Source organism: Actinoplanes sp. NPDC026623 (assembly GCF_040638275.1).
GTDB lineage: Bacteria > Actinomycetota > Actinomycetes > Mycobacteriales > Micromonosporaceae > Actinoplanes.
This window is the reverse complement of the sequence record NZ_JBEZXZ010000236.1, coordinates 1-12,818: the sequence shown is the minus strand read 5'-3', so window position 1 is coordinate 12,818 and position 12,818 is coordinate 1. Positions and strand designations below refer to the sequence as shown.

12 protein-coding genes and 1 pseudogene are annotated in these 12,818 nt (G+C 70.4%); 1 reads left to right on the top strand and 12 read right to left on the bottom strand.

Features of this window, described 5'->3' with window-relative positions:
• The 12 genes from AB0F10_RS39635 to AB0F10_RS39580 form a co-directional block, all read right to left on the bottom strand.
• The coding region (locus tag AB0F10_RS39635; protein WP_360637814.1) for an NADH-quinone oxidoreductase subunit G at nt 1-1,579 on the bottom strand (1,579 nt) is incomplete at its 3' end.
• Complete coding sequence (gene nuoF, locus AB0F10_RS39630) at nt 1,579-2,895, bottom strand: NADH-quinone oxidoreductase subunit NuoF (RefSeq protein WP_360637811.1); 1,317 nt, start codon at nt 2,893-2,895, stop codon at nt 1,579-1,581. The genes nuoF and AB0F10_RS39635, both read right to left, overlap by 1 nt.
• Nucleotides 2,892-4,004 (bottom strand): NADH-quinone oxidoreductase subunit NuoE, encoded by a 1,113-nt coding sequence (nuoE, locus tag AB0F10_RS39625; protein WP_360637808.1) that lies wholly within the window; start codon nt 4,002-4,004, stop codon nt 2,892-2,894. The genes nuoF and nuoE overlap by 4 nt, the downstream gene beginning before the upstream one ends.
• The gene (locus AB0F10_RS39620; RefSeq protein WP_360637805.1) at nt 4,005-5,330 is read right to left on the bottom strand and encodes an NADH-quinone oxidoreductase subunit D; all 1,326 of its coding nucleotides are present in this window, start codon (nt 5,328-5,330) and stop codon (nt 4,005-4,007) included. It abuts the gene before it with no gap.
• A complete protein-coding gene (locus AB0F10_RS39615) occupies nt 5,327-6,019 on the bottom strand; it encodes an NADH-quinone oxidoreductase subunit C (protein ID WP_360637802.1) in 693 nt (230 codons plus the stop codon). The genes AB0F10_RS39620 and AB0F10_RS39615 overlap by 4 nt, the downstream gene beginning before the upstream one ends.
• Nucleotides 6,016-6,687, bottom strand: a complete 672-nt coding sequence (locus AB0F10_RS39610) for an NADH-quinone oxidoreductase subunit B family protein (RefSeq protein WP_360637800.1) — start codon at nt 6,685-6,687, stop codon at nt 6,016-6,018. The genes AB0F10_RS39615 and AB0F10_RS39610 overlap by 4 nt, the downstream gene beginning before the upstream one ends.
• 38 nt (nt 6,688-6,725) lie before the next feature.
• Nucleotides 6,726-7,091, bottom strand: coding sequence for an NADH-quinone oxidoreductase subunit A (locus AB0F10_RS39605; RefSeq protein ID WP_360637797.1), 366 nt, complete (start codon nt 7,089-7,091; stop codon nt 6,726-6,728).
• A 79-nt stretch (nt 7,092-7,170) separates the two neighbouring features.
• Nucleotides 7,171-8,454, bottom strand: coding sequence for a geranylgeranyl reductase family protein (locus AB0F10_RS39600; protein ID WP_360637795.1), 1,284 nt, complete (start codon nt 8,452-8,454; stop codon nt 7,171-7,173).
• A 98-nt stretch (nt 8,455-8,552) separates the two neighbouring features.
• Nucleotides 8,553-8,846, bottom strand: a complete 294-nt coding sequence (locus AB0F10_RS39595) for a hypothetical protein (RefSeq protein ID WP_360637792.1) — start codon at nt 8,844-8,846, stop codon at nt 8,553-8,555.
• Nucleotides 8,847-8,897: 51 nt separating this feature from the next.
• Nucleotides 8,898-9,593: a demethylmenaquinone methyltransferase gene (locus AB0F10_RS39590; protein WP_360637789.1), complete on the bottom strand. Its 696-nt coding sequence runs from the start codon at nt 9,591-9,593 to the stop codon at nt 8,898-8,900.
• A 367-nt stretch (nt 9,594-9,960) separates the two neighbouring features.
• Nucleotides 9,961-11,202 (bottom strand): cyclic dehypoxanthinyl futalosine synthase, encoded by a 1,242-nt coding sequence (gene mqnC, locus AB0F10_RS39585; RefSeq protein WP_360637786.1) that lies wholly within the window; start codon nt 11,200-11,202, stop codon nt 9,961-9,963.
• Nucleotides 11,203-11,325: 123 nt separating this feature from the next.
• On the bottom strand, nt 11,326-12,084 hold the full coding sequence (locus AB0F10_RS39580; RefSeq protein ID WP_360637783.1) for a TetR/AcrR family transcriptional regulator: 759 nt from the start codon (nt 12,082-12,084) through the stop codon (nt 11,326-11,328).
• A gap of 139 nt (nt 12,085-12,223) precedes the next feature.
• Between AB0F10_RS39580 and AB0F10_RS39575 the strand changes: the two are divergent.
• Nucleotides 12,224-12,818, top strand: a pseudogene (locus AB0F10_RS39575) (ATP-dependent helicase); the annotation flags it as partial.

Sequence of the window (12,818 nt, the reverse complement as noted above, 5' to 3'; positions counted from 1 at the left end):
GGTCACCCGCGCGCCGGGGCACCCACGCGAGGCGGGCGCCGGTCCGCTCGGCCAGCGCGGCGGCGGCGGACAGGCCGCCGGGCACGCTCGCGAGCCGCTCGCCGACGATCAGCAGGGCGCCGGGCGCGCTGAGCGCCCCGGCCACCGTCTCGTCGGCGGCGAGCAGCCGGGCCTCGTCACCGGGCACGGCCGCGACCAGGGTCGCGCCGAGCTTCTCGAAACCGCGGCTCAGGTACGGGGCAACCGCCGTGACCTTGAGCTGCTTCCGGTCGTGGCCCTTGCGCAGCCGCAGGAAGAGGATGGGGCACTCCTCCTCCGGCTCGAGGCCGACGATGACCGCCGCGGGGGCGTCCTCGACGTCCTCATAGGTCACGTCCGTCACGGCGGCGACCGAGGCGGCGAGGAACTCCGACTCCTCGTCGACGCCGGCCGGCGACCCCGTGGCGCGCAGCGGGCGGGCCCGGAAGTCGATGTCGTTGGTGCCGAGCGCGACCCGGGCGAACTTCGCGTACGCGTACGCGTCCTCGACCGTCAGGCGGCCGCCGGTGAGCACGCCGACGCCCCGGTCCTTGGCGGCCCGCAGGCCCTCGGCCGCGGCGAGAAGCGCCTCGCTCCAGGAGGCCTCGCGCAGCTCGCCGGTGCCGGCGTCGCGGACCATCGGGGTGGTGATGCGGTCGAACGCGGTGGTGTAGCGGAAACCCCACCGGCCCTTGTCGCAGTTCCACTCCTCGTTGACCGCCGGGTCGTCGCCGGCGAGGCGCCGGAGCACCTTGCCGCGCCGGTGGTCGGCACGCTGGGCGCAGCCGGCCGCGCAGTGCTCGCACGCCGTCGGCGAGGAGACCAGGTCGAACGGCCGGGCGCGGAACCGGTACTGCTCGCCGGTCAGCGCGCCGACCGGGCAGATCTGGATGGTGTTGCCGGAGAAGTACGAGTTGAAGGGCACGTCGCCCGGGTCCTCGCCGGCGTCGCCGTCGCCGAAGCCCTCGCCGCCGAAGAAGTCGTCGCGGTAGACGTTGATCTGCTCGCCGGACGAGCGGTCCATCAGGTCGATGAACTTGTCGCCGGCGATCTCCTCGGAGAAGCGGGTGCAGCGCTGGCAGAGGATGCAGCGCTCGCGGTCCAGCAGCACCTGGCTGGAGATGTGGATCGGCTTCTCGTACTCGCGCTTGTGCTCGTGGAACCGCGAGTCCGAGCGGCCGCTGGACATCGCCTGGTTCTGCAGCGGGCACTCGCCGCCCTTGTCGCAGGTCGGGCAGTCCAGCGGGTGGTTGGCGAGCAGCAGCTCCATCACGCCGGCCTGTGCCTTGGCGGCGACCGGCGAGCTGAGCTGGGTCTTGACCACCATGCCGGGCGCGACCGTCTGGGTGCAGGAGGCGACCGGCTTGCGCTGGCCCTCCACCTCGACCAGGCACTGGCGGCAGGCGCCGGCCGGGGCCAGCAGCGGATGGTCGCAGAACCGCGGGATCGCGATGCCCATCCGCTCGGCGACCCGGATGACCAGCTCACCCTTGGCTGCGGTCACCTCGACGCCGTCGACGGTGAGCGTAACCATGTCGGTCTTCTTGGCGACATCGGTCATCAGTGCGCTCCTACCAGGGCCTTCTCGGACAGCCGCGGGGCGGTCCGGCCCTCGATGTAGTCGAGGTAGTCCTGCCGGAAGAACTTCAGCGTCGACATGACCGGCGTGGCCGCGCCGTCGCCGAGGCCGCAGAACGACCGGCCGAAGATGTTGTCCGCGGTGTCCTGCAGGGTGTCGAGGTCCGCGATGGTGCCCTGGCCGGACAGGATCCGGCGGTAGGTGCGCACCATCCAGTAGTTGCCCTCGCGGCACGGAGTGCACTTGCCGCAGGACTCGTGGTGGTAGAACTCCAGCCAGCGCCAGGTGGCGTAGACCGGGCAGTCCTTGTCGGAGAAGATCTGCATCGCCGTCGTGCCCAGGATCGAGCCGGCCGCGGCGACACCCTCGAAGTCCATCGCGGTGTCGATGTGCTCGGCGGTCAGCAGCGGCGTCGACGAGCCGCCCGGCGTCCAGAACTTCAGGTTGTGGCCCGGCGTCATGCCGCCCGCGAGCTCGATCAGCTCGCGCAGGGTGATGCCGAGGCCGCACTCGTACTGGCCCGGGTTGGCGATCCGGCCGGAGAGCGAGTAGATCATCGGGCCGGACGACTTCTCCGTGCCCATGCTCTTCCACCAGTCCGCGCCGCCCAGCACGATGTACGGCACGCTCGCGATGGTGCCGACGTTGTTGACCACCGTCGGGCTCGCGTAGAGGCCGGCCACCGCGGGGAACGGCGGGCGCAGCCGGGGCTGGCCGCGGAAGCCCTCGAGGGAGTCGAGCAGCGCCGTCTCCTCGCCGCAGATGTAAGCGCCCGCGCCGCTGTGCACGACGAGGTCCAGGTCGAACCCGGAGCCGAGGATGTTCTCGCCGAGGTAGCCCTTGGCGTAGGCCTCCTTGACGGCGTTGCGCAGCCGGCGCGCGGCGTGCACGGCCTCGCCGCGGATGTAGATGAACGCCCGGCTGGCCCGGATCGCGTAGGACGCGATGATCGCGCCCTCGATCAGCGAGTGCGGGTCGTACGTCATCAGGGGCAGGTCCTTGCAGGTGCCCGGCTCGCCCTCGTCGGCATTGATGACGAGGTAGTGCGGCTTGCCGTCGCCCTGCGGGATGAAGCCCCACTTGAGACCGGTCGGGAAGCCCGCGCCGCCGCGGCCGCGCAGGCCCGAGTCCTTGATCAGCTGGATCAGGTCGTCCGGGTGCACGTCGAGGGCCTTGCGGACCGCCGCGTACCCGTCGAGCCGCTCGTAGGTGTCGATCTGCCAGGCGTCCGGCGAGAGCCAGCGCTTGGTCAGAACCGGGGTGAGCTTCTGGAGAACCTCGCGCCGTGGCTCAGTCACTTCGTCTCCTCGTTACCGACGCTGTCACCGGCGGGCTTGCCGTCGCCGGCGGGCTCGTTGCCGGCGACGCCGGCGGCCTCGGCGGGGTTCGACGCGGCCGGCGTGGGGTCCGTCTTCGTCGGGTCCGGCGCTGATGTTGACGCGTCGGGGTGGCGCTGCTGTGCGGTCCGCACCTGCGGGTCCTTGACGTCCCCGGCCTTGCCGGACGCGCCCGCCTTCGTCTCGCCGGGTGCGATGGGGTGGCGCACCTTGTCGGCCACCGTCGTGACCACGGCCTTGACCGCCCCCGCCGCCGCATGCGCGGCTCCGGCGATCCTGCCGGTCCCGGCGGGCTTCTCCCGCGCCGGACCGGGGTCCTTGACGGCCTTGGCGGACTCGTCGCGGGCCGGCTTGGTGGTGGTGATCGGTGCGTCGATGTCGAAGTTCGCGACCGCGATGCCGTGCTCCCGCGCCAGGCTGACGCCGCGCAGCGTCGGCGCGCCGGCGGGGCCGTCGGCGACCGCGCCCTCGCGCTCGTCGCCGAAGCCGGCCAGCTGGTGCTGCATCTGCTTGAGCGAGCAGATCCGCGCGCCGCGGATCGGGGCCGGCCGCTCGTCCTTGCGCAGCTGCTCGACCAGGTCGACCGCCGCCTGCGGGGTGGTGTTGTCGATCGCGAAGTCGTAGTTGACCGTCACGACCGGCGCGTAGTCGCACGCCGCGAGGCACTCGGCGTGCTCCAGCGTGATCTTGCCGTCCGCCGTGGTCTCGTCGTGGCCGACGCCGAGGTGCTCGACCAGCCCGTCGTAGACCTCCTGGCCGCCCATGACGTTGCACAGGGTGTTGGTGCAGACGCTGACCAGGTACTCGCCGGTCGGCCGGCGCTTGTACATCGTGTAGAAGGTCGCCACCGCCCCGACCTGGGCCTTGTTGATGCCCAGGACCTCGGCGCAGAACGCGACGCCGCGGGGGCTGACGTGTCCCTCCTCGGTCTGCACGAGGTGCAGCAACGGGAGCAGCGCCGAGCGCTCGCGGCCCAGGGGGTAGCGCGCGATGATCTCTAGGGCCGGTTCCAGGAGCTTCTCCGCCAGTGGCGCGGCGGCCGGGGAGAAGTCCACCGTGGTTTCTGACATTTAGCGGTCACACCCACCCATCACGGGGTCCAGGGACGCGCCGCCGGCGATGACGTCGGCCAGCAGCGCACCTTCCGCCATCGCGGGGATGGCCTGGAGGTTCACGAAGCTCGGGTCGCGCATGTGCACGCGGTAGGGATGCGTGCCGCCGTCGGAGACCGCGTGCACGCCGAGCTCGCCGCGCGGGTGCTCGATGGCGACGTAGACCTGGCCCGCCGGCACCCGGAAGCCCTCGGTCACGAGCTTGAAATGGTGGATCAGCGACTCCATCGACTGACCCATGATCTTGGCGACGTGCTCGAGCGAGTTGCCCATGCCGTCGAGGCCGACGGCGAGCTGGGCCGGCCACGCGATCTTCTTGTCCGCGATCATGACCGGGCCCGGCCGGAGCCGGTCGAGCGCCTGCTCGACGATCTTCAGCGACTCGCGGATCTCCGCCATCCGGACCAGGTAGCGGCCCCAGACGTCGCCGGTCTGCGCGGTCGGCACGTCGAACTCGTACGTCTCGTAGCCGCAGTACGGCATCGTCTTGCGCAGGTCCCAGGCCAGTCCGGCCGACCGCAGCACCGGGCCGGTCACGCCGAGTGACAGGCAGCCCGTCACGTCCAGCACGGCCACGCCCTGGGTGCGCTCGTGCCAGATGACCTGGCCGGAGAGCATCGCCTCGTACTCCTTGAGCTTCTTCGGCAGATAGACGAGGAGGTCGCGGATCTTCTTGATCGCCGAGTCGGGGATGTCCTGCGCGACACCGCCCGGGCGGATGTACGCGTGGTTCATCCGCAGGCCCGAGGTCTCCTCGAAGATGTCGAGGATGTACTCGCGCTCGCGGAAGCCGTACAGCATCATCGAGATCGCGCCGAGCTCCATGCCCGTGGTGGCGATCCAGACCAGGTGCGACGAGATCCGGTTGAGCTCCATGAAGAGCACCCGGATGGTGTTGGCCCGCTCGGTGATGTCGTCGGTGATGCCCAGCAGCTTCTCGACCGCCAGGCAGTAGCCGGCCTCGTTGAACAACGGCGCCAGGTAGTCCGCGCGGGTCACGAACGTCGTGCCCTGCGTCCAGTTGCGGTACTCGAGGTTCTTCTCGATGCCGGTGTGCAGGTAGCCGATGACCGGCCGGACCTCGGTGACGGTCTCGCCCTCGAGCTCGAGAACGAGGCGCAGCACGCCGTGCGTCGACGGGTGCTGGGGACCCATGTTGACGACGATCTTCTCGTTGCTGAGCGGGTCGATGCCCTCGGTGACGGTGTCCCAGTCACCACCGGTGACGTTGAAGACGCGCCCCTCGGTGGTCTCCCGCTCGGTCGCGTAACCCGATGTCGTCATTGGTAGACCCTCCGCTGGTCCGGCGGCGGAATTTCGGCGCCCTTGTACTCGACGGGCACGCCGCCGAGGGGGTAGTCCTTGCGCTGCGGGTGGCCCTCCCAGTCGTCCGGCATGAGGATCCGGGTGAGGCTGGGGTGGCCGGTGAAGATGACACCGAACATGTCGTAGGCCTCCCGCTCCTGCCAGTCGGCGGTCGGGTAGACCCGGGTCACGCTCGGCAGGCTGCCACCGGCCGGGATCGCCGCCTCGAGGCGGACCCGGCGGCGGTAGGTCATCGACAGCAGCTCGTAGCAGACGTGCAGGCGGCGCACGTCGGAGGCGAGGTAGTCCACGCCCGACACCGACGAGCAGAGCTCGAAGCGCAGCGACTCGTCGTCGCGCATGATCTGGGCGACGTCGGCGATCCGCTCCGGCACGATGTGCAGGGTCAGCTCGCCCCGGTCCACCACGACCTTCTCGATCGCGTCGGCGAAGGCGGGGTATGCCTCCTCCAGCGCGTCGCAGACCTCGTCGAAGTAGCCACCGAACGGCCGCGAGCTGCCCGCGGTCGACGGGTGCGGGCGGGCCAGCCCGCCGAAGCCGGACACGTCGCCGGTGCCCTCGATGCCGAACATGCCCTTCTGCGGGTTATCCGGAATCTCCGCGGGCGCGCCCAGCTGGGCGCCCTTCGGATTCTGCTCGACGCTCATTTGCCACCCTCCCGAAGGTGCGGCTGCAGCTTCATCCAGTTCTCGATGCGGAGCTGCTCCTCGCGGCCCTCCTTGACGGCCTGCGTCCACTCGGCCCGGCGGACCTTGTCGACGCGGTAGGAGGACGGCATCGCGCCGGGTGCGACGATCGGCAGCTTGCCCTCGGCCCGGCGGGCCTCGAGCATCTTGCGGCCGTTCGGGCCGAGCGGCGCGGCCATGACCTTCTCGCGCATCTTGAGGATCGCGTCGATCAGCATCTCGGGCCGCGGCGGGCAGCCGGGCAGGTAGATGTCGACCGGCACGATGTGGTCGACGCCCTGCACGATGGCGTAGTTGTTGAACATGCCGCCCGACGAGGCGCAGACGCCCATCGAGATGACCGAGCGCGGTTCGGGCATCTGGTCGTAGATCTGCCGCACGACCGGAGCCATCTTCTGGCTCACCCGGCCGGCGACGATCATCAGGTCGGCCTGACGCGGCGAGGCCCGGAAGACCTCCATGCCCCATCGGCCGAGGTCGTAGTGCGGGCCGCCGGAGGCCATCATCTCGATGGCACAGCAGGCGAGCCCGAAGGTGGCGCCCCAGAACGACGACTTGCGGGCCCAGTTGGAGAGCTTCTCGACAGACGTCAGCAGAACGCCGCTCGGCAGCTTCTCTTCGATTCCCATGGCCGCGCCCCTCCTCTCAAAACCAAGAAACCGGGAGGTCAGTCCCAGTTGAGTCCGCCGCGTCGCCACACGTACGTGTAGGCGATGAAGACGGTGACGATGAAGAGGACCATTTCGACGAAGCCGAACAGGCCGAGCGCCTCGAAGGACACCGCCCACGGGTAGAGGAAGATGGTCTCGATGTCGAAGATGATGAAGAGCATCGCGGTCAGGTAGAACTTGACCGGGAAGCGGCCACCGCCGATCGGCTGGGGTGCCGGCTCGATGCCGCACTCGTAGGCATCGAGCTTGGCGCGGTTGTACCGCTTGGGACCCACGATGGGCGCGATCGACACCGAGAACAATGCAAAGAGCGCGCCGAGGGTCAGCAGCCCGACGATCGGTACATAAGGATTGAGCGTCATGCCGTCTCCTGCTCGACTGTTAGCCGCTTCACACTATTAATCCGGTTTCGCGTGGCTCCGACCGGGGTGGGCCTGGTTTTCATACCGCAGGTGCGACCTTCGTCAGACCGTTGATGATTCGGTCCATGGCGTCCCCATCCCGCGGATCCGTCAGATTGGCCAGGAGTTTGAGCACGAAGCGCATCAGCGTGGGGTGCGGCATTCCGTGCCGCGTGGCGATCCGCATGATCTGCGGGTTGCCGATGAGCTTCACGAACACACCACCGAGCCGGTAGTACCCACCGAAACGATCCTTCAACTCCGCCGGGTACGCCCGCAGTGCGCGCTCGCGCTCGGCGCCGGCGGGCCGGGCGAGCGCCTGGACGGCGACCTCCGCGGCCAGCTCGCCCGACTCCATCGCGTACGCGATGCCCTCGCCGTTCATCGGGTTGACCATGCCGCCGGAGTCGCCGACGAGCATGACGCCCCGCGTGTAGTGCGGCACCCGGTTGAAGCCCATCGGCAGCGCGGCGCCCAGGATCGGGCCGTCCGCATTGTCCTCGCCGCGCATGCCCCAGTCGGCCGGTGTCGTGTTGAGCCAGTCGGTGAGCATCGCGCGGTAGTTGGTCTTGCCGAACGCGCTCGACGAGTTGAGGATGCCGAGGCCCACGTTCACCCGGCCGTCGCCGAGGCCGAAGATCCAGCCGTACCCGGGCAGCAGCCGGTCGCGGTCCTGCGCGCTGCGCAGCTCCAGCCAGGACTCCAGGTAGTCGTCGTCGGTGCGGGACGGCGAGTGGTAGTAACGCCGCACGGCGACGCCGATCGGCCGGTCGTCGCGCTTGGCGAGGCCCATCGCGAGCGGGAGCTTGCCGGACACGCCGTCCGCCGCGACGACCAGCGGCGCGCGATACTGGACGGGCTCCTTACCGGGGCCGACCCTGGCCTGCACCCCGATCGCCCGGCCGTCCTCGTCGAGCACCGGGCCGGTCACGTTGACGCCGGTCCGCAGCAGCGCGCCGGCTTCCACCGCGCGCTTGGCCAGCAGGTCGTCGAAGTCGAGGCGGGTGCGCACCAGGCCGTAGTTGGGGAAGCTGGCCAGCTCGGGCCAGTCCAGCTCGAGGCGTACGCCGCCGCCGATGACCCGCAGCCCGCGATTGTGGAGCCAGCCGGCCTTCTCGGAGGTGTCCACACCCATCCGGATGAGCTGGCGGGTCGCACGTGGAGTGAGACCGTCACCGCAGACCTTCTCGCGCGGGAACTCGGTCTTCTCCAGCAGCAGGACGCGCAGACCGTGCCGCGCCATGTGGTACGCGGCAGCTGAGCCGCCCGGCCCTGCTCCGACAACGATCACGTCGGCCTCGTCGGCGATAGCGAGGTCGTTCACGGCTCACCTCCGTCAAGCGCAGGCTCGTGAAACAGTTCACAAGCCAGCCCAGTCCGGAGTCTAAGACGGCCATTGAAGCGAATAGGGGTTAGGGAACCCTAACTGTTTCCGAGCGGTGAAATGCCCGCTCCGTGCCCGTTCCGACTCTTCTGGATCACGCGCTCCGCGACCTCGCGGGCCGGCCCGTCCAAGTGCTCCGAAAATGTACCGCCCAGCGCGACGTCGAGCGCGACGATCAGCTCATCCACCAGCCGCTGCGCGTGTTCCGGATCCACGACCGCGACCATCCGGATACGATGCGCCAGCTCCTGGGCCCGACGCTCGCCCTCGTCCCGATCGTCGATCGGAACGTCGATATCGGAGTCGTCGACCAGATAGCCGATTGTCGTCATGTATCCGAGCTAAACACCCCGCACCCATTGGAACCGGGCAAACAGCATTTTTCAGCTCTTCGTGGCCCGGTGCAGCGCGACGATGCCGCCGGTCAGGTTGCGCCAGCCCACCCGCGACCACGGGCCGGCCGCGCCGATGCGGGCCGCCAGCCCCCGCTGGTCCGGCCAGGCGCGGATCGACTCGGCGAGATAGACGTACGCGTCCGGGTTGCTCGAGACGCCGCGCGCCACCACGGGCAGGCTGCGCATCAGGTAGGACAGGTAGAGCTTCCGGAACGCCGCGCCGGTCGGGTGGCTGAACTCGCACACCACCAGGCGGCCGCCCGGCCGGGTCACCCGGGCCAGTTCGCGCAGCGCCGCGGGAGTGTCGACGACATTGCGCAGGGCGAAGGAGATCGTCACCGCGTCGAACGCCTCGTCGGGGAACGGCAGCCTCAGCGCGTCGCCGGCGACCAGCGGCACCTCCCGGCCGCTGCGGCGCCCCGCCCGGAGCATCCCGGTCGACAGGTCCGCGCCGACCGCGAAGGCGCCCGAGCGGCCCAGCTCCTCGGTCGAGACCCCGGTGCCCGCGCCGACGTCGAGGACCCGCTCGCCGGGCCGCAGCGCCAGCGCGGTCCTGGTGGCCCGGCGCCAGCCGCGGTCCTGCCCGAAGGAGAGCACCGTATTGGTCAGGTCGTACCGCTCGGCCACGCCGTCGAACATCTCGGCGACCTCGTGCGGCTGCTTGTCCAGGTCTGCGCGCGTCACGCCTGCCTACTCTGCCCCATCCGGGCACCCCGCCCGCCACCGGCCGCCGGATCAGGCCCCGCACATACAGAACGGGCGGGATGGTCACCCATCCCGCCCGTGCCTTGTGCGTTATATATACGACCGCCATCGGTCGGGTCCGACCCCGCCGCCGACGGTCATGAGTCGTGGCGACGCTTCAGTGGTGCGGTGTTGCGACTGCAACGTAACAGCGCAAACACGGCTGGCCAGGGACACGCGCAGCTCGTTACCGAGGAGCAATCCGCCCCTGCACGCTCCGCCGACCCGCACCTGACCGATCGGCCGAGCCAAACGGTCGTACGGCCCATCGACACCCCTCAACTCCGGGGCTTTCGGCGAGCCGGTCCTATGAGGCGTCCACGAGCGGGAGCTCGGTGCGGGCCGCGCCACCACCGGGCATAGCGATCGACGAGAAGTGCGAGACCACCCGCTCGTCCGTGGGGTCGTCCGCCTCGGTCGCGTGCACCGCGAGGTGCCGGTAGAGGGTGTCGCGCTGCGCCGGGATCCGGCCCGCCGTGCGGATCATCCAGATCAGCTCGTGCAGGTTGGACCGGTGACGCGCGCCGGCGGAGGAGATCACGTTCTCCTCGAGCATGATCGAGCCGAGGTCGTCGACGCCCAGGTGCAGGGCGAGCTGACCGACGTCCTTGCCGGTGGTCAGCCACGACGCCTGCAGGTGCGCGATGTTGTCGAAGAACAGCCGGGAGACCGCGATGAAGCGGAGGTATTCCATCGTGGTGGCCTGGGTGCGGCCCTTGAGATGGTTGTTCTCCGCCTGGTAGGTCCACGGGATGAACGCCCGGAAGCCGCCGACGCTGCCCTCCGCCTCGACGCCGGAGTCGGCGTAGCCGTTCGCCACGGCCAGGTCCTGGACCTCGCGGATCATCCGGATGTGCTCGATGCGCTCGGCGTTCGTCTCGCCGGTGCCCATCATCATCGTGGCCGTGGAGCTCAGGCCGTTGCGATGCGCGACGGCCATGACCTCGAGCCAGCGGGCACCCGACTCCTTGAGCGGGGCGATCGCCTTGCGCGGCCGGTCGGGCAGCATCTCGGCGCCCGCGCCGGCGATGGAGTCGAGGCCGGCCGCCTTGATCCGGACGACCGCCTCCTCGATGGAGACGCCGGAGACCTTCGCCATGTGCAGGATCTCGCTCGGGCCGATCGAGTGGATCACCAGCTGCGGGTAGGCCTGCTTGACCGAGGAGAAGAGATTCTCGTAATACTCCACGCCGTAGTCGGGGTGGTGGCCGCCCTGGAGCATCACCTGCGTCGCGCCGAGGTCGATCGCCTCGGCGCAGCGGTGCAGGATCTCCTCCATCGGGTGCGACCAGCCCTCGGCGTGCTTCGGCGCCCGGTAGAAGGCGCAGAACTTGCAGGCCGTGACGCACACGTTCGTGTAGTTGATGTTGCGATCGATCAGGTAGGTGACGATCCCGTCCGGAAAACGCCTGCGCCGGATCGCGTCCGCCGCCTCGCCGAGGGCGTGGAAGGGCGCGTCGGTGTAGAGCAGCAACGCCTCCTCGGGCGTGATCCGCCCGCCGTCGGCACCGCGCTGCAGGATGCTGTCGATCTCCGGGTTCGCCGTCACGCCTCGCAGCCTACGTGCCGTCTCCGGCGGGCGTCAGCGGCGCGGGTCACTGAGCAATTTTCAACCTGGCCTCGAGCCCGAGGGCTCCGGGCCGTCGACCTGCGCCGGGCGCTGCCGCCCCGGCTACGGGGAAGAGGCCTCACCGATCCTGCTCCCGATCAGTACGCCGAGGCCGTCGAGCACGCGCTCCAGGCCGAACGCGTACGCGTGGGCGGGGTTGAAGGCGCCGCCGAGCTCGGCGCCCGCCGCGGCGCCGATCCGCACGGCGGTCGGGTAGGCCCGGGTGTCGAAGACCTTGGCCAGCAGCGGGCCGCTCTGCTCCCACCACTGCCGGTCGCTCTGCGCGCTGCGGGCGGTCTGCTCCAGGGCGTCGGCGGTGGCGCGGGCCGAGGCCTGCACGAAGCCGAGCAGATAGGTCAGCGCGGAATCGGTCTCGACGTCGTCGAGGCCGGTGCCGGCGAACGCGCGCAGCTCGTGCTCGTATTTCGCCATCAGGCCCGGGCCCAGCGGCGGCCGGCTGTGCGACAGCCCGGCGGCCCAGGGATGCCGGCCGTAGAGCAGCCGGTTGTCCTCCGCCACCGCGGCCAGCCGCTCCCGCCAGGGCGCGTCTGTCCAGCCGTCCCGGGGCATCCGGAGGTAGACCGCGTCGAGCATGAGGTCGAGCAGCGCGGCCTTGTCGGGCACGTAGGTGTAGAGCGTCATGGGCACCACACCCAGCTCCTGCGCGACCCGGCGCATGCTGACGGCGTCGAGGCCCTCGGCGTCGGCCAGGGCGATGGCGGTGTCGACCACCTGGGCCACCGTCAGACCCTTCTTACGCCCTCGCCGGCTCTCGGGCTCGGAGAACCAGAGCAGGTCGATGGTGCGGCGCGCCTCGGCCACGGGGTGGCACCCCTTTCTTGTACGGCGTATCTTATACGGCGTCCAACTATTTGGAAACGGCATAGAGCCACAGGGACGCCCAGTCGTTAACCTCGACAGGTCGATCGGAATCGGAGTGCCAGTGCTCGTCGTGCATGGCGTGTGGATCGCAGGTGAGGCCGGGCCCGGGCGGCTCGCCCTCTGGGCCGAGGATCCCGCGCTGCCCCTGACCACCTCCTCGCGGGCCCGGCGCCGCCCGCACCCCTTCGCCGTGCCGGCCGAGGCGCTGGCCGCCGCGCTGACCGGCTCGTCGGAGGATCTTCGCGAGGCCCTGGCCAAGGCGGCCCACGCCGCGGTGACCCTGCTTCTGCCGGGCACCACCAAGGGACCGCTCCCCTCTCCGGAGACGGGCAGCGAGGTGCCCGGCCGGGGCGTCCGGCTCGGCGCCTGGGAGACCCCGGCGCTGGTGCTGCCCGCCGAGAGCGCGCTGGCGGCGCTGGGCGCCCTCGCCGATCCCGATCCGGAGGGGCCGTGGAGCGCGGCGGCGTCGCTGCGCTACCTGTGCGTGCTGGCCGGGCACGCCTGCGACCTGGCCCGCCGCGGGCGGATGCTGCCGCAGCTGGTGACGGAGTCCGGGGTGCCGGCCGCGCGGTGGCGCCCGGTGCTCACCGGTGCCGACGCCGCGTCCTACCGGGACTTCGGCGCCGCGATGCCGCCGGCCTGCCGGGCGGCGTCGCCCGGCGCGGATCACGGCA